We start from the raw sequence: 15,430 nt of genomic DNA, 5'->3' as shown, positions 1-15,430 counted from the left end.
TGCCATATGTAATTACTCTATGATATTATAAATCTCGTTGTTGCAAAGGTCTCTGAAACTTGTTAGGATGCGATGTTCCAGCTTTTTAAAGCGATTGGTTTGACGCAATACAACTTCTTCAGAATTACTTTTCACAAACCGAGAGCCATTAGCTCAGTTGGTAGAGCATCTGACTTTTAATCAGAGGGTCGAAGGTTCGAGTCCTTCATGGCTCACCATGTATTGGCCCGTTGGTCAAGCGGTTAAGACACCGCCCTTTCACGGCGGTAACACGGGTTCGAATCCCGTACGGGTCATTGATTTACTTTAGCGTTAAGCTAATTTTTCCTCACTTGCTTGGAAGAGCACCACGATTGCTTTTTCGGGCAAGTTACTGAGGTCCGGTAGTTCAGTTGGTTAGAATGCCTGCCTGTCACGCAGGAGGTCGCGGGTTCGAGTCCCGTCCGGACCGCCATTTATATTTATTCATCTTTTTGATGATGGCTCGGTAGCTCAGTTGGTAGAGCAACGGACTGAAAATCCGTGTGTCGGCGGTTCGATTCCGTCCCGAGCCACTTCCAAACGCATCTGCAATCGCAGGTGCGTTTTTCTTATGAAAAGAAGGCATAAAAAGGGAGAAGCCGGACCTAGGTAGGGCCCGGCTCCATAAGAAGAAGACGTTACATTTATATAGACGATCGGTGACTGGAAAAGTTTCAATAAAAAAGGAAAAAAACCATCATTTTTTTGAGCATCTTGTTCCTATCCAACGATTGCTAGAAAAGAAAGCCGTTATTATTTTTATCTTTGCCACGTAAAACGTTATAATAGACAGTGAGCCTTTTTTGCTCAAATGAAAAAGGTCTGACGAAACATGCAAAAATGGAATGACATAGATGCTAAAAATGCAGGAGGAAATCACAATGGAAAAAAAGATTCTTGTCGTAGATGATGAAAAACCGATTGCTGATATATTGGAGTTTAACTTAAGAAAAGAGGGCTATGAGGTTCATTGTGCATATGACGGCAATGAAGCCCTTGAAATGGTAGAAGAAATCAAACCAGACATTATTTTGCTAGACATCATGCTACCGAACAAAGATGGCGTTGAGGTATGCCGTGAAGTGAGAAAGAAATATGACATGCCGATTATCATGCTGACAGCAAAAGACTCTGAAATTGATAAAGTCATCGGTCTTGAGCTTGGCGCAGATGATTATGTGACGAAGCCATTTAGCACGCGCGAGCTGCTTGCCCGTGTGAAAGCGAATTTAAGAAGACAAATTGCTACGCCGCAGACAGAGGAAGAATCTGAATCAAATGATATTGAAATTGGATCACTTGTCATTTATCCAGATGCGTATGTGGTGTCTAAGCGCGAGGAAACGATTGAATTGACGCACCGTGAGTTCGAATTGCTTCATTACTTAGCGAAACATATCGGACAAGTGATGACACGTGAGCACTTGCTACAAACGGTATGGGGCTATGATTACTTCGGAGATGTCCGGACAGTAGACGTCACCGTCCGCCGTCTTCGTGAGAAAATTGAAGACAATCCTAGTCACCCGAGCTGGATCGTGACAAGACGAGGCGTCGGCTACTATTTAAGAAACCCAGAGCAGGACTAAGATTCTTATGAGTAAAGTAGGTTTTTTTCGCTCGATTCACTTTAAATTGACCTTGATTTACGTGCTGTTGATCATCGTCGCCATGCAGATCATTGGCGTGTACTTTGTGAAGCAGCTAGAGCAGTCCTTAATTAATTCATATGATAATTCCTTGAATCAGCGAATCTACTCGTTATCGTATTATCTAGAACAAGATTCATCGAAAAGTAAGGCAGAATTAAAAGAGGATGCTCAAAAGATATTAAACGACTTTAATAACAAAGATGAGTCTAATGAAATTTCTGAAGTCAGCTATATTGACGAAAGCAGAGAGGTGATTGCCTCTGTGAATAACGGCAGTCAAGAGATTGCCGGCAAGAAAATCACAGATCAGATCATTAGCCGGATTTTCGCAGTAGGCAAAGACTACGAAAAGAAATTCTATGACCCAGAATCCAATAAACGGGTGCGTATTTCTGCGACAGCCGTGAAAAATGAAAACCAAGAAACTGTCGGTGTGATTTATGTTGTGTCTTCGATGGAGAGCGTGTTTAACCAGATGCGAACCATTAACACCATTTTGGCGACGGGTACACTGATCGCCCTTGGGACGACCGCACTACTTGGGATTTTCATCTTTAGAACCATCACTCATCCTATTTCGGATATGAGGAAGCAAGCAATTGAGCTCGCCAAAGGGAACTTTTCCAGGAAGGTTCGAAAGTATGGACATGACGAGATTGGCCAGCTTGCGACAACCTTTAACCATCTGACGAGAGAGCTGGAGGAAGCGCAGCTCATGACAGAGGGAGAGCGGAAGAAGCTATCTTCTGTCATTGCCTATATGACAGATGGCGTCATCGCTACGAATCAAAATGGTGCCATTATTCTATTAAACAGCCCGGCATTAGAGCTGTTAAATGTTTCACGTGAAACAGCACTAGAGATGCCGATTACATCCTTACTGGGCCTTGAGGACACGCATACCTTTGAAGATTTAGTCGAAAATCAAGATTCCATGCTGCTAGAAATCGAACGCGAAGATCAGCTGTCAGTTTTGCGTGTAAATTTCTCAGTGATTCAGAAAGAGCACGGGAAAATTGATGGATTAATTGCGGTCATTTACGACGTCACAGAGCAGGAGAAAATTGATGCAGAGCGCCGTGAATTCGTTGCGAACGTATCGCATGAGCTACGCACACCGCTGACGACGATGCGAAGCTATCTTGAGGCGCTGGCTGAAGGCGCAATTGGTGATAAAGAGCTTGCACCAAGGTTCCTTAGTGTGACGCAAAATGAAACAGAGCGCATGATCCGGCTTGTCAACGACCTGCTGCAGCTGTCTAAGTTCGACAGCAAGGATTATCAATTCAACCGTGAGTGGACGAATTTTATCAGATTTATCTCATTGGTCATTGATCGTTTTGAAATGACCAAGGAGCAGCATGTCGAGTTTATCCGCAATCTTCCGCAGCGTGAAATATATGTGGAAATTGATCAAGATAAAATCACACAAGTGCTCGATAATATCATTTCTAATGCGATGAAATACTCTCCAGAGGGTGGACATATCACGTTTACTGTTGATCTGGATGAGGAGAAGGGCCTTGTATTATTCAGCGTCAAAGATGAAGGGATCGGTATTCCGAAGAAGGATATGGATAAAATCTTTGAACGTTTTTATCGAGTGGATAAGGCGAGAACAAGAAAACTTGGCGGAACCGGCCTTGGCCTTGCGATTGCAAAAGAAATGGTTCAGGCTCATGGCGGAGACATTTGGGCTGACAGCATTGAAGGAAAAGGAACCACAGTGACCTTTACCCTTCCGTACAATGAAGAACAAGAGGATGATTGGGATGAAGCGTGAGACCTTTAAAACCATAATATTGACAATCCTAATTGCGATCAGTCTTGTGTTTACGTGGAATATTTGGATGTTCCAGCCCGTCATGCAGGACCAGGCAGATGCCGGCACTAAGGTCGTGGAAACGAAGAAGATATCAAGCGATGAGCCTAGAAGCCTCATTGATGTCGTGAAGCCGCGGGAGATGTTCATCCATTCAAATGGGGAGCATTTGAAAGTGGATCAAAAGGAACTCTTTCAAAACTTCTGGAATGATGTGAGCCTTTGGGATGTGAAAGAGATTTCGGATGTGTCAGATCAATATTCTGAGCAGAAATTTAAGAATTTCTTCTATGGAAACGGAGGACAGGGGAAGACATTGGATCTTGTGTTCAATGACCCGATTCCGATTGATATATTCCAAGCGCTGTTTAAATGGCCGAACAAGTCCATCGAATACAACTCGTTTGATCGGATGATTGTGCCGTTCTCCCAGCAGGATAAGGCCAATAAGAAAGTTTATCTGGTTTCATACAGCAAGGAAACGGTGCTTGAGCTAACAATAGAGTCTGCTAATTATCGGAATCTCATGGACAGTATCGCAGCCGCTCAAAACGAGATGCCGCGCTACGATCTCTATACGTTCTCTGCGAATTCGAAACGAGATTTCCTCCTTCCGAGAAAGCAAGAGCAGCTCGAATCGAAAATGTTCTTTATCGAAACGATTAAGACAAGCAAATTCAAGGACGCTCTGTTTACGGACCCGAGTCTTGTCGGAGAGGAGTCTAATTTAAACCGGACGGTGTACACAGATGGCACAAGCCGTCTTGAAGCGAATCAAAAAGACCACCGCATCCAATATCAGCACCGCAATATCAACAGCAGCACCGTTTTCCAAACGGGTGATTTGATTAAGCGAAGTGTGAAGTATTTCAATGATACGGGGAGCTTTACCGATGACTATCAATACTTTGGCATCAATAGCAACCAGCAGCTTTCCTTTAATATGTTTATGGATGGCCTGCCGATCGTCAACAGTACAAAGCACCCATTTGGGATGACCTCGCTTGAAGTACAGTGGGCGAATGACGACATCTTAAATTACAAGCGTCCAAACTATATTCTAGGCAACAAGGCGAGTCAAAGTGAACAGGTCAAGCTGATGAACGGGACAGAGTTGAAAGACTTAATCGTCAAGCAGACGAAATATGATGACCTTGAGAAAATTGAACAAATTTTCCCGGCCTATCAAGCTGTTTCCACCGCATCAGATCAAGATCAAGCAATGTTTGTCTGGCTGGAGCCAGTATGGTGCATGAAATACAACGGTAAAACCGTGATTCTATCGCATGATTTGTTGACAGAGGGGAGCGAGAATCATGGAGTGGAATAAGACCAAAACGATCTTTATCCTAGCCTTTCTCGTTCTCGATATCTTTCTAGGTTTTCAATACTTTGAAAAACGATCAACTGATCATTTTGCGATTATCGAAAAAACGGATACGCTGGAAGAAATGAAGGCAGACGGGATCAAATATGGCAATCTATCAGATGAAGCGAAGATTGGTTACCGCATTACAGCTGAAAAGAAGCAATATACGAAAAAGGATGTCGACGAATTAGCTGATCAAAAGGCGAAAAGCACATTCCCGAAAACAGACAAAGATGACCCTGTCACGCTGCTTGAAATGACTTTCAATAAACCAGTGGCCTTACCGAAAAAAGATATGAAAACAGCGGCGGCAAACCTGGTGAACCAGCGTTTGCTAGATGGGAAGAATTATAAGCTGTGGAGTATTGATGAAGAGACAGGCAAAATCGTCTTTTTCCAAACGTATAAAGGGAAATACATTTTCCAAGAGGGGCTTGATGACTCCGAAACCATCGGAAAAATCACCCTAGATCTAAATGATAAAAACGAGGTTGTATCATATCAGCAGTCGATGGTGACATCGATCAATGAAGTGAGAAAAGAAACCCTTGTACCAGCGCTTGAAACTGTGAAGGACTTATATACGCAAAACATGCTGAGCCAAAACACGACCGTGAAAAAGGTAGAGCTAGGGTACTATACGCAATATCCAGGTGCAAGCACGCAGGTTATGGTGCCTGTATGGCGAGTCGAGCTTGAGGGCGTATCAACTGGTTCAAAGAAAAAGACAGAAGAAGAATATTTGATCAATGCCATTGATGGCTCAACACTTGATCATATAGAGAAAGATGACAAATCTTCAATGGAGTGAGAGAACATGAGCTTGCAGTTCAGTGTACTAGCGAGCGGAAGTACGGGGAACGCTTTTTATTTAGAAACAGGCGAGCATGCCTTTTTAGTGGATGCTGGTTTAAGCGGCAAACAAATGGTCGAATTGCTGAGTCAAATCGACCGCAAGCCTGAAGACTTGGACGGTATTTTTGTGACACATGAGCACTCAGATCATATTAAAGGACTTGGTGTCATGGCAAGAAAGTACAAGCTTCCTGTCTATGCAAATGCGAAAACATGGAAGGCGATGGAGTCTCATATCGGGAAGATTGATACAGAGCAAAAATTCCATTTTGATATGGAAACCGTCCAATCCTTTGGCGGTCTTGATGTTGAGTCCTTTGGCGTCTCACATGATGCGGCTGAGCCCATGTTTTACGTCTTCCATTATGGCGGGCGCAAACTTGCCCTAATGACGGATACAGGCTATGTGAGTGACCGTATGAAAGGGATCATTCAGTCAGCCAATACATTTGTATTTGAGAGCAATCATGATGTCGGTATGCTGCAAATGGGCCGATACCCGTGGAGCATTAAGCGCAGAATTCTGAGCGATGTCGGACATGTTTCAAATGAAGATGCCGCTCTTGCGATGACAGATGTCATTGGAGATGCCACCTCACGCATTTACTTGGCTCACTTGAGTCAAGACAACAACATGAAGGATTTAGCCCGTATGGCGGTCCAGCAGACGCTTGAGATGAAAGGCTTTGTTGTCGGGGATGGTTTTGATTTATATGATACGGACCCGAAAAAAGCAACCCCGCTTTGCGCCGTATGATTTTTACAATCGTATGATTAAGATAAGAGCTTCTTACCAACACTATATACATCATCTATTCACTGAAAGGAAGGAAACATAGTGGATTATCGCGATGTAGAGTGGAAGCCGAGACGAAGCAGAAAAGGATATTTCCTGTCTGGTCTGATCGGTGTATTGGTAGGAGCTTTTTTAATGGGATTCTTTTTCCCCTATGTATCAGGACAGAGCGGCAGTCCCTTTAGGTGGCAGCAGAACGGAGATGGGCAAGCAGCACAGGGCCCTTTAAAGACGGTCAATGTGAACGTCAATGATGCGGTCACAAAAGTCGTATCGAATATGTCAGATACGGTTGTTGGCGTTATTAATATCCAAAAGTCGAGCTTTTGGGAAGAAGGCGGAGAGGCAGGCAGCGGGTCAGGTGTGATTTATAAGAAAAAGGGTGATACCTTTTATATTGTGACCAACCATCATGTCATCAAAGGTGCCAACCAGCTTGAAGTGAGTCTTCAGGATGGGACAAGGATTGGTGCCAATCTTGTCGGAAGCGATCAGCTCATGGATTTAGCGGTTCTCACCGTCAAAAGTGATAAGATCAAGCAAACCGCAGCCTTCGGTAATTCAGACCATGTGAAGCCCGGTGAGCCAGTGATCGCCATTGGAAATCCTTTAGGGCTTGAATTCGCAGGCTCTGTCACACAAGGTGTCATTTCAGGAACGGAACGTGCGATTCCTGTCGACTCGAATGGAGACGGACAGGCAGATTGGAATGCTGAGGTACTGCAAACAGATGCCGCCATCAATCCAGGCAACAGCGGTGGTGCCCTGATCAATATGGACGGAAAAGTGATCGGTATCAACTCAATGAAGATTGCTGAATCAGAAGTAGAAGGCATCGGGCTGTCTATCCCAGCGAATCTTGTCATCCCTGTCATAGAGGATTTAGAGCGCTACGGAGAGGTGAAACGTCCGTACCTAGGTGTTGGCATGAAATCATTAGCAGATATTGCGAGCTACCACTGGGATGAAACATTGAAGCTGCCATCTAACGTCACATCAGGCGTTGTCGTGATGAGTGTCGAGCCTTTGTCTCCGGCAGGAAAAGCGGGGCTAAAAGAGCTGGATGTCGTCACTTCCTTTGATGGCAAGAGTGTACAGAATATCGTAGACCTTCGTAAGTATTTATATCAAAAGAAAGTCGGCGACAAGGTAAAGGTACAGTTTTACCGAAGCGGAAAGAAAAAATCAGTAGAAATCAAACTTTCTCAAACCGATCGATTCGGCGGATGACCAGTTCCTTGAGGGGACTGGTTTTTTTTGCATGCTCATCATATGATGGAAAAAAGGGGGCGATACGATTGGTTACACTACAGCCAATGTCACAGACGGATTACGATGTATTGATGGAGAAGGCCATTCAGCGGTACGCAGAAGAAAAGGTACGCGCAGGGACTTGGGAAGAGGAAGAATCACTTGCAAACGCCGAAGAACAATTTGATCGGCTCCTTCCTGAAGGTCTACAGACAGAGCATCATGAGCTATGGAATCTCTTGAATGGAGAAGAAACGATTGGCTGGGTTTGGCTTTGTTATGATCCGAATCACCCGCAGAAGGAAGGATTCATTTATAACTTTTTCTTATTCGAAACTTATCGAGGGAAAGGCTTTGCAAAGCAGGCCATTGCTGCATTAGAGGAAGAGGCAAAGTCATTAGGAGTGCAAAAACTTTCGCTTCATGTCTTTGCACATAATCAAATTGCCCGTTCACTGTATGAGAAGACGGGATTTGAAGAAACCGGAATCTATATGAGTAAACCTTTATCATAAAGAAGAAGCACCGTGCGGATTGCATGCGGTGCTTTTTTATGAGGAGCTCATGGCATCTTCAGCCGTGACTCTGTATATATCGACTTTGCATTTCACGAAAGCGCGAATGATCGCTGGAACTTGAGCTTCTGAACGAATTAACAATGAGGTCTCGTCATCACTGATCACAAGATCTGTTCCGACAGTTTGTAAGTACTGCGTGAGAACAGGCTTCACCTCATCATCAATCCACGCATGCTTGAAGGTTGCACGTATGTTTGAGGATGTGATGGTTTTCTCTTGAGGATGTGTATGGGGGGACACTAATTTTCCTTCAGAAATAAAAGCCGTTTTGGTACAAATACTATTTGTGAACATTGGGCGATCCGCCGTTAAAAAGACGGTTTTCCCTTCATGTTTTAACGTATCAATGACCTGCTGGATGTGCAAGATCGAATCTGCATCAATATCGGCAAAAGGCTCATCGAGTAAAATAAACTCGGGTCGATGGGCGATAGCCTGCGCTATTCCGAGCCGTTTCTTCATACCAGGTGTGAAGGAACCGACCTTTTCCTGATGATAGTGATCTAAGCCGACAAATTCGAGCAGTTCTTCATAATCACTCGTTTTCTGACGCGTCCCGGTGATTTTTGATAAGTAGGCAAGATGTTCAAGTGCCGTCAGTCCTTCATATAAATCCGTATATTCAGGCAGAACACCGATATGCTGCCTCACCTTTTTTAAAGAAGGCATATCCATCATCGTAAACGTTCCAGAGGTTGGCCGGCAAATTCCCGTAATGATATTGAAAAACGTCGTCTTTCCAGACCCCTTCGGTCCAATGAGTCCGAAAATATCGCCTCGATTGACATCAAGGGTAATGTGATCTATCGCGACTTTTGTCCGATATTTTTTTGTGAGTTCTTTTGTATGTAGCATTTAGACATCCCTCCTTTGAAATAGGAGTGCTGTTCCAATAAGTAATACAATGGTTAATGCTGTATTCATGAGTACATAGGTCAGCGGTTCACTCAAGCGCGCATAATAATAAGGCGTTATATATTGGAACCAATGAATCAATCGTTCTGAAGAAAGAACCGATATCATACTGACGATCGGGAAAAGAAAGGAAAACAACATCCCAACAAACATTGATTTCTGCGGGGTTGGAAAGAGCATGGACAAAAATAAAGCACATGAGATACCGACACTGATAAAGGTTAAGATTTTTAACGCATCAGAGAACAAAAACCGATGTGAAATTACCATATTCAGTACGTATGTCGTCATAATACAGCTAAGCCAAAACAGCATCAGTCCAAGATATTTCCCGATAATAATGTTCAAACGGGTGGTTTTACTGACGAGAAAACGAATGGTTTTCAAATGGATTTCTCGGCTCAAAATATCATGAGACAATAAGAAAATAAGGAAGAAACCAAATAGAGACATCACCAGTTCATTCCCAATGGAATAAGGATCCTTTGCTTGCTCCCATTTGTCCTGATGAGCAGCAATAAACGGTAGAGTTGAAACAAAAGTAGATAAAATGAAAATAATAACAATTGTTAAAATAGATTTTGTGCTTTTGAAGAGCTGCTTAAACTCATTCATACAGATGGTCCACACACGCTGTACCTCCCTTCATCTTTATTATACCGCTAGAAAAGAAAGACACCATATCTTGCTCTTTAACATTTGCTTAAATTTTATAAAAAGCAGACTCTTCCAGCATCAGTTGACTAACTTTTGAAAATGTTCAGAAAAATATCTTGATTTATCAAAAAACATCATGTATGATAGCTTTAATTCAAGATAGTTAAACAGGCAATGACGAGAGAAAGTACAATCATCAATTTTTCCACAGAGAGCTTCGGTAGCTGAAAAGAAGCAAAAATAATGATTCGAAAAATGGTCTCTGAGCCTCGTGCTGAACATATCTATGATATTAGTAGGACACGACGAGAGTTGGTACTCGTTATCAAAACCACAGTATATGAGCCAGATTGGAGCTTTGTACTTGTAGAGGCTGTTTAGCGCGAGCAAACAGTAAATAAAGGTGGTACCACGAGACAAATACCTCGTCCTTATGATTCAAAGATAAGGATGGGGTATTTTTTATTGTCCACTTTTTTCATACAAATGTTCAAATGTTCCACGTGAAACACCACATCCATTTTTTCAAATGAAAGGGAGATTGACATGAGTGAACATGCATTGGTTTTACAATCAGATTTTGGCATTGATGATGGAGCGGTCAGCGCTATGTACGGAGTGGCAAATACGGTCAGCAGCAGCATCCGCCTTTTTGATTTAACACACAATATTCCGCAATATGACATTTGGGAGGCATCCTACCGCTTGCTCCAAACCGTCACGTACTGGCCGGAAGAGACGGTATTCGTATCCGTCGTTGACCCAGGCGTTGGGTCAGAAAGAAAGAGTCTTGTCGTCAAAACCACAAGCTCGCACTACATTATTACCCCAGATAACGGGACACTCACTCACGTCGCGCAGGATATAGGCATTGTAGAAGCCCGTTATTTAGATGAAACCATTAACCGGCTGCCGAAGTCGGGAAAATCACATACATTCCATGGGAGAGACATTTACGCGTATACCGGGGCGAGAATTGCTTCAGGAGTGATTTCTTTTGAAGAGGTTGGGCCAAAGGCGAATATTGATGATATTATTCACCTTCCAGTCGTACAGGCTTATGCGAAAGAAGAAGTGATCACAGGGACAATTGATATTTTAGACGTGCGGTTCGGAAACCTATGGACAAACATTCATCACACGCTATTTGAACAGCTTTCAATCAATTATGGGGATGCAATAGAAGTTACCATTGCCAACGGGCCAAAAAATGTGTATAAAAATATCATGACCTATGGACGATCTTTTGCCGATTTAAAGGTAGGCGAACCACTCGTATATGTCAATTCACTCGATCATTTAGGCGTGGCGATCAATCAAGGGTCATTTGCAAAGGCTTATAACATCGGTACAGGCACAGGCTGGCGCCTTTCGATTCGCAAAGCTCCGCGCATTATATACGAATAAGAGGAGGATACATCATGGCAGGTAAACAACTTTCAACGAAAACTGTCGTTGCCATCGGAATTGGCGCAGCCGTCTTTGTCATTTTAGGACGCTTCGTCTCCATTCCAACTGGGATTCCGAATACACAAATTGAGACATCGTATGCATTCCTTGCATTAATAGCCGTGCTATTTGGTCCTGTTGCAGGTGCACTGATTGGATTTATTGGTCATCTCATTAAAGATGCGACCACATTCGGCCCTTGGTGGAGCTGGATTATCGTTTCAGGTGTTGTTGGGTTATTGATCGGCTTCATTTCGAACCGTTTAAAAGTAGAAGAGGGCGACTTTGGCTGGAAAAAAATCACGCTCTTCAACGCCGTACAAGCAGGCGCACAAGCATTGGGCTGGTTTGTCATTGCCCCAGTACTCGACATTGTGATCTATGCAGAACCTGCGAACAAAGTATTTGTTCAAGGCATCGTGGCAGGAATCTCAAACATCATCACAGTTGGTGTACTAGGAACCATCATCATTGCGGCTTATGCGAAAACAAGAAGCAAAAGCGGCAGTCTATCGAAAGAAACATCATGAAGCAAGGTGGAACACATAAATGAAGAAACCGATGATTCAATTCGAACATTTCGGATTCCAATATCGCAGTCAGGCAGAACCGACATTGAAAGATATCAACCTGACCATCTATGAAGGTGAAAAAGTCCTCATCGCAGGCCCGTCTGGATCGGGAAAAAGCACACTAGCCCATTGCATCAATGGGCTAGTTCCTGCGTCTTATAAAGGTTCTATGGAAGGAAGTCTTCACATCGGCGGGAAAAATGCAGAGAAAGAGAACATTTTCTCCCTCTCACAGCTCGTTGGAACGGTGCTGCAGGACCCTGATGGACAATTTATCGGGTTGACCGTTGGAGAAGACATCGCATTTACACTTGAAAATGATCAAGTCACACGCGAAGAAATGAAAGCACGTGTTGAAGAAGCGGCAAAATTAACAGAGGTAGATGGTAAGCTGGCATCGTCTGTCCATGAGCTGTCAGGCGGTCAAAAACAACGTGTCGCCATCGCAGGCGTCCTTGTCAATGATGTCGACATTTTGCTGTTCGACGAACCACTTGCAAGTCTTGATCCCGCAACAGGTAAAGAAGTGATCGATCTCATTGATCGACTACAAAAACAAACGAAAAAAACGGTCGTGATGGTCGAGCACCGATTAGAGGATGTTCTTTTCCGCCAAGTCGACCGCATCATCGTCGTCAATGACGGCACGATTGCAGCAGATATGACACCAGATGAATTGCTCGCCTCAAATGTATTAGAAGCGGCGTATTTACGTGAGCCTTTATATGTAAAAGCCATGAAATATGCAGGCATTCCGATTGAAGCAGGAGATCAAATTGCGAATTTACAGCATCTCACTTTAAATGATGAGGAAAAAATGAAAATCGAGCAGTGGGTGGAAGCGTCTGAGCCATCAGCGGAGCAGAATGAAGCGCAGGATTTACTAGAAGTGCGTGAGCTTAGTTTTGACTATCCGACAAGACCCAACACGCTGAACAACATCTCTTTTACCGTCAAAAAAGGAGAAATGGTCAGCATCGCTGGAGCCAATGGCGCAGGCAAGACGACACTATCCAAGGTGCTCTGCGCGTTTGAAAAGCCAACAAAAGGAACCATTCATCTAAATGGTGATGACATCACAGGAGATACGATCAAACAGCGCTCCGAACGAATCGGCGTCGTCATGCAAAACCCGAATCAAATGATTTCTAAACAAATGATTTTTGATGAAGTTGCATTTGGTCTCGTTTTAAGAGGCGTAAAGGAAGACGATATCAAGGAACGGGTGGAGCGGGTCTTGAAAGTGTGCGGACTGTATCCATTTCGGAACTGGCCGGTCTCAGCCCTCAGCTTTGGACAGAAAAAGCGCGTCACCATCGCATCTATTCTTGTATTAGAGCCAGAAATCATCATTTTAGATGAGCCAACCGCTGGACAGGATTTTAGACATTACACAGAGATGATGACGTTTTTAGAGCAATTAAATCAGCAGGGCGTCACGATCTTGATGATCACCCACGACATGCATCTCATGCTAGAATACACAACAAGAACCATTGTCATATCAGATGGAGAAAAAATCGCAGATGATACACCGGCAAAAGTGCTGACAGATCAGCTGCTTGTTCAAAAGGCGAGCTTAAAGGAAACATCGCTGTATGAACTGGCACTGAAAGCAGACTGGCCAAATCCAAATGAACTCGTGGATCGCTTCATTGAGGTAGACAGAAAGGAACGAATGACATGGCTGTAGACATGCTTTCTTATATCGATCGTCCGTCACCGATTCACCGGCTGACAGGTGCCACAAAACTCATTTGCTTTATCCTCTGGTCGTCCGCAGCGATGCTCACGTATGATACAGGCGTTTTAGTGTTTATGTTAGCCGCAAGTATCGTATTCTTTCAGCTATCAAACGTACGATTTCGTGATATTTCCTTCGTGGTGATCGTCCTGACGATTTTCCTAGTGATTAATAACATCGCCATTTACATCTTTGCGCCTCAGCAAGGTGTCGCCATCTACGGAGCAAAGCATGAGCTGTTTCATATTGCCGGCTGGTACAACGTCACACTTGAACAGCTTTTCTATCAGTTGAACATTACACTAAAATACGTGACCGTGATGCCAGCAGCGCTTTTATTTATTGTGACAACAAATCCAAGTGAATTCGCCTCATCGCTCAGCCGAATCGGGGTCAGCTACCGGATTTCGTATGCTGTAGCGATTGCTTTGCGCTATATTCCAGATATTCAGCGTGATTTTCGCACAATCGCGATTTCTCAGCAAGCAAGAGGCATTGATTTGTCGAAGAATGAAAAACTGGGAAAACGGATCAAAAATGCGCTGTCGATAGTGATGCCGTTGATATTTTCTAGCCTAGAGCGGATTGAAACGATCAGCAATGCGATGGAGCTGCGCGGATTTGGAAAGCATAAAAAGCGCACATGGTTTACAGCGAAAGACTTTCAAAAAGCAGATTATGTGGCGTTCATATTTGTTGGTGTGGTACTGATCGTGTCGCTAGTGATTACAATTGTGAGAGGAACGAGATTTTATAATCCGTTTCTATAGAAGGAAGCCTTCACAGGAGTGGAGGCTTTTTTATTTGGTTTGTGGATAAAAGGTGTGGAAAATGGTAAAAGACTATTAACATGTGAATAAATCGGTTATATTGAACAATGAGCGAAACACTTGTGAATAACGAGACAACATATTGGAGGAATTAGAAACTTATGAACAAATCACTTTATGCTTGCGCAGAACATATAGAAACCGTACTAGACATGTACATAGATGATCACGAAACGCCACCAGAATTCAGAAAAATCGAACATACACACAGTTTATCCACAACCTGTGAATTGTGCGATGAACCTGCAATATATATAGTGGGGAACGAATGATCGGACACAAAATACACAAATTTTATCCACAATTGTTGATAACTTATATGAATAACTTGTTCTTAAGGTGGGGATGACCTGTGAATATATCAATTATCACAGTAGGAAAATTAAAAGAGAAATATTTAAAGCAAGGCATAGCCGAATACACAAAACGATTACAGGCTTATGCGAAAATCGACATCATTGAACTCGCAGACGAAAAAGCACCCGAGAATCTCAGTGATCAAGACATGAAAATCATCAAAGACAAAGAAGGCGAACGCATCCTAAGCAAAATCAACCCAGACACCCACGTCATCGCCCTCGCCATCGAAGGAAAAATGAAAAGTTCCGAAGAATTAGCCGATACAATAGATAAGCTGGCAACATACGGAAAAAGTAAGGTTTGTTTCGTCATAGGCGGATCCCTTGGGTTAAGCGACGCTGTCATGCAGCGTGCGAATGAGAAGTTATCGTTTTCGAAAATGACGTTCCCGCATCAGTTGATGAGGCTGGTGTTGGTGGAGCAGATTTATCGGGCGTTTCGGATTGTGCGGGGGGAGCCTTATCATAAGTAGAGGCGAAATTTATGTAAATTCTGATGAAATAATTTTATATGTGTAGTTAAGCAAATTATAGTAATGAATTTAAATGAATTTGAGAGG

General features: G+C 43.3%; 15 protein-coding genes, 4 tRNA genes and 1 other annotated feature. Of the genes, 17 read left to right on the top strand and 2 right to left on the bottom strand.

The genetic code is table 11. The features are described 5' to 3' along the window. The first annotated feature begins 142 nt into the window (after positions 1 to 142). The 11 genes from MHI35_RS18540 to MHI35_RS18490 all read left to right on the top strand — a co-directional run bounded on the left by MHI35_RS18540 (position 143) and on the right by MHI35_RS18490 (position 8,281). Positions 143 to 218 (top strand) — tRNA-Lys (locus tag MHI35_RS18540). A 6-nt stretch (positions 219 to 224) separates the two neighbouring features. Further along, positions 225 to 296 (top strand) — tRNA-Glu (locus MHI35_RS18535). 81 nt (positions 297 to 377) lie between these two features. Beyond that, positions 378 to 454 (top strand) — tRNA-Asp (locus MHI35_RS18530). Between the two features lie 27 nt (positions 455 to 481). Next, positions 482 to 554, top strand: a tRNA-Phe gene (locus tag MHI35_RS18525). 348 nt (positions 555 to 902) lie between these two features. Further along, a complete protein-coding gene (gene yycF / locus MHI35_RS18520) occupies positions 903 to 1,610 on the top strand; it encodes a response regulator YycF (RefSeq protein WP_003215017.1) in 708 nt (235 codons plus the stop codon). A 7-nt stretch (positions 1,611 to 1,617) separates the two neighbouring features. Further along, positions 1,618 to 3,456: a cell wall metabolism sensor histidine kinase WalK gene (gene walK / locus MHI35_RS18515; RefSeq protein WP_169056093.1), complete on the top strand. Its 1,839-nt coding sequence runs from the start codon at positions 1,618 to 1,620 to the stop codon at positions 3,454 to 3,456. After that, entirely contained in the window at positions 3,446 to 4,825 is a 1,380-nt protein-coding gene (gene yycH / locus MHI35_RS18510; RefSeq protein ID WP_335349407.1) for a two-component system activity regulator YycH, read from the top strand. Before walK ends, yycH begins: the two co-directional genes overlap by 11 nt. After that, on the top strand, positions 4,812 to 5,675 hold the full coding sequence (locus MHI35_RS18505) for a two-component system regulatory protein YycI (protein ID WP_106036268.1): 864 nt from the start codon (positions 4,812 to 4,814) through the stop codon (positions 5,673 to 5,675). The genes yycH and MHI35_RS18505 overlap by 14 nt, the downstream gene beginning before the upstream one ends. Before the next feature lie 6 nt (positions 5,676 to 5,681). Further along, positions 5,682 to 6,476, top strand: coding sequence for an MBL fold metallo-hydrolase (locus MHI35_RS18500; RefSeq protein WP_012011877.1), 795 nt, complete (start codon positions 5,682 to 5,684; stop codon positions 6,474 to 6,476). Positions 6,477 to 6,554: 78 nt separating this feature from the next. Then, the gene (locus MHI35_RS18495) at positions 6,555 to 7,745 is read left to right on the top strand and encodes a S1C family serine protease (protein WP_417894684.1); all 1,191 of its coding nucleotides are present in this window, start codon (positions 6,555 to 6,557) and stop codon (positions 7,743 to 7,745) included. A 68-nt stretch (positions 7,746 to 7,813) separates the two neighbouring features. Next, positions 7,814 to 8,281 carry a GNAT family N-acetyltransferase gene (locus MHI35_RS18490; protein ID WP_211062783.1) on the top strand — a complete coding sequence of 156 codons (468 nt, stop codon included), beginning with the start codon at positions 7,814 to 7,816 and terminating at the stop codon, positions 8,279 to 8,281. Positions 8,282 to 8,317: 36 nt separating this feature from the next. On the opposite strand, the gene MHI35_RS18485 is transcribed toward MHI35_RS18490, so the two are convergent. Together MHI35_RS18485 and MHI35_RS18480 are read right to left on the bottom strand one after the other, a co-directional pair. Then, entirely contained in the window at positions 8,318 to 9,199 is an 882-nt protein-coding gene (locus MHI35_RS18485; protein ID WP_211062782.1) for an ABC transporter ATP-binding protein, read from the bottom strand. Next, the gene (locus MHI35_RS18480; RefSeq protein WP_211062781.1) at positions 9,200 to 9,889 is read right to left on the bottom strand and encodes an ABC transporter permease subunit; all 690 of its coding nucleotides are present in this window, start codon (positions 9,887 to 9,889) and stop codon (positions 9,200 to 9,202) included. A 192-nt stretch (positions 9,890 to 10,081) separates the two neighbouring features. Beyond that, positions 10,082 to 10,352: a binding site (T-box leader), on the top strand. 110 nt (positions 10,353 to 10,462) lie between these two features. On the opposite strand from MHI35_RS18480, the gene MHI35_RS18475 reads away from it, so the two are divergent. The 6 genes from MHI35_RS18475 to rlmH all read left to right on the top strand — a co-directional run bounded on the left by MHI35_RS18475 (position 10,463) and on the right by rlmH (position 15,343). Continuing rightward, positions 10,463 to 11,323, top strand: a complete 861-nt coding sequence (locus tag MHI35_RS18475; RefSeq protein WP_012011872.1) for an SAM hydrolase/SAM-dependent halogenase family protein — start codon at positions 10,463 to 10,465, stop codon at positions 11,321 to 11,323. Between the two features lie 14 nt (positions 11,324 to 11,337). Then, entirely contained in the window at positions 11,338 to 11,895 is a 558-nt protein-coding gene (locus tag MHI35_RS18470; protein WP_335349409.1) for an ECF-type riboflavin transporter substrate-binding protein, read from the top strand. A 19-nt stretch (positions 11,896 to 11,914) separates the two neighbouring features. Then, on the top strand, positions 11,915 to 13,630 hold the full coding sequence (locus MHI35_RS18465) for an ABC transporter ATP-binding protein (RefSeq protein WP_335349410.1): 1,716 nt from the start codon (positions 11,915 to 11,917) through the stop codon (positions 13,628 to 13,630). Next, complete coding sequence (locus MHI35_RS18460) at positions 13,621 to 14,451, top strand: energy-coupling factor transporter transmembrane component T family protein (RefSeq protein WP_335349411.1); 831 nt, start codon at positions 13,621 to 13,623, stop codon at positions 14,449 to 14,451. The genes MHI35_RS18465 and MHI35_RS18460 overlap by 10 nt, the downstream gene beginning before the upstream one ends. Positions 14,452 to 14,612: 161 nt before the next feature. Continuing rightward, complete coding sequence (locus tag MHI35_RS18455) at positions 14,613 to 14,783, top strand: CxxH/CxxC protein (RefSeq protein ID WP_008360116.1); 171 nt, start codon at positions 14,613 to 14,615, stop codon at positions 14,781 to 14,783. An 80-nt stretch (positions 14,784 to 14,863) separates the two neighbouring features. Continuing rightward, entirely contained in the window at positions 14,864 to 15,343 is a 480-nt protein-coding gene (gene rlmH / locus MHI35_RS18450) for a 23S rRNA (pseudouridine(1915)-N(3))-methyltransferase RlmH (protein WP_335349412.1), read from the top strand. Positions 15,344 to 15,430 lie beyond the last annotated feature (87 nt).

The sequence above is a fragment of the Bacillus sp. FSL K6-3459 genome (assembly GCF_038003305.1).
Taxonomy (GTDB): Bacteria; Bacillota; Bacilli; order Bacillales; family Bacillaceae; genus Bacillus; species Bacillus pumilus_O.
The sequence above is the reverse complement of the archived record's forward strand: the minus strand, read 5'-3'. Positions and strand labels throughout refer to the sequence as shown.

Excerpts from the sequence above, each read along its gene's own strand:
- MHI35_RS18455 (WP_008360116.1), top strand. The coding sequence starts at position 14,613 with ATGAACAAATCACTTTATGCTTGCGCAGAACATATAGAAACCGTACTA.
- MHI35_RS18475 (WP_012011872.1), top strand. The coding sequence starts at position 10,463 with ATGAGTGAACATGCATTGGTTTTACAATCAGATTTTGGCATTGATGAT.
- walK (WP_169056093.1), top strand. The coding sequence starts at position 1,618 with ATGAGTAAAGTAGGTTTTTTTCGCTCGATTCACTTTAAATTGACCTTG.
- MHI35_RS18505 (WP_106036268.1), top strand. The coding sequence starts at position 4,812 with ATGGAGTGGAATAAGACCAAAACGATCTTTATCCTAGCCTTTCTCGTT.
- MHI35_RS18485 (WP_211062782.1), bottom strand. The coding sequence starts at position 9,199 with ATGCTACATACAAAAGAACTCACAAAAAAATATCGGACAAAAGTCGCG.
- MHI35_RS18470 (WP_335349409.1), top strand. The coding sequence starts at position 11,338 with ATGGCAGGTAAACAACTTTCAACGAAAACTGTCGTTGCCATCGGAATT.
- MHI35_RS18460 (WP_335349411.1), top strand. The coding sequence starts at position 13,621 with ATGGCTGTAGACATGCTTTCTTATATCGATCGTCCGTCACCGATTCAC.
- yycF (WP_003215017.1), top strand. The coding sequence starts at position 903 with ATGGAAAAAAAGATTCTTGTCGTAGATGATGAAAAACCGATTGCTGAT.
- MHI35_RS18465 (WP_335349410.1), top strand. The coding sequence starts at position 11,915 with ATGAAGAAACCGATGATTCAATTCGAACATTTCGGATTCCAATATCGC.
- MHI35_RS18500 (WP_012011877.1), top strand. The coding sequence starts at position 5,682 with ATGAGCTTGCAGTTCAGTGTACTAGCGAGCGGAAGTACGGGGAACGCT.
- yycH (WP_335349407.1), top strand. The coding sequence starts at position 3,446 with ATGAAGCGTGAGACCTTTAAAACCATAATATTGACAATCCTAATTGCG.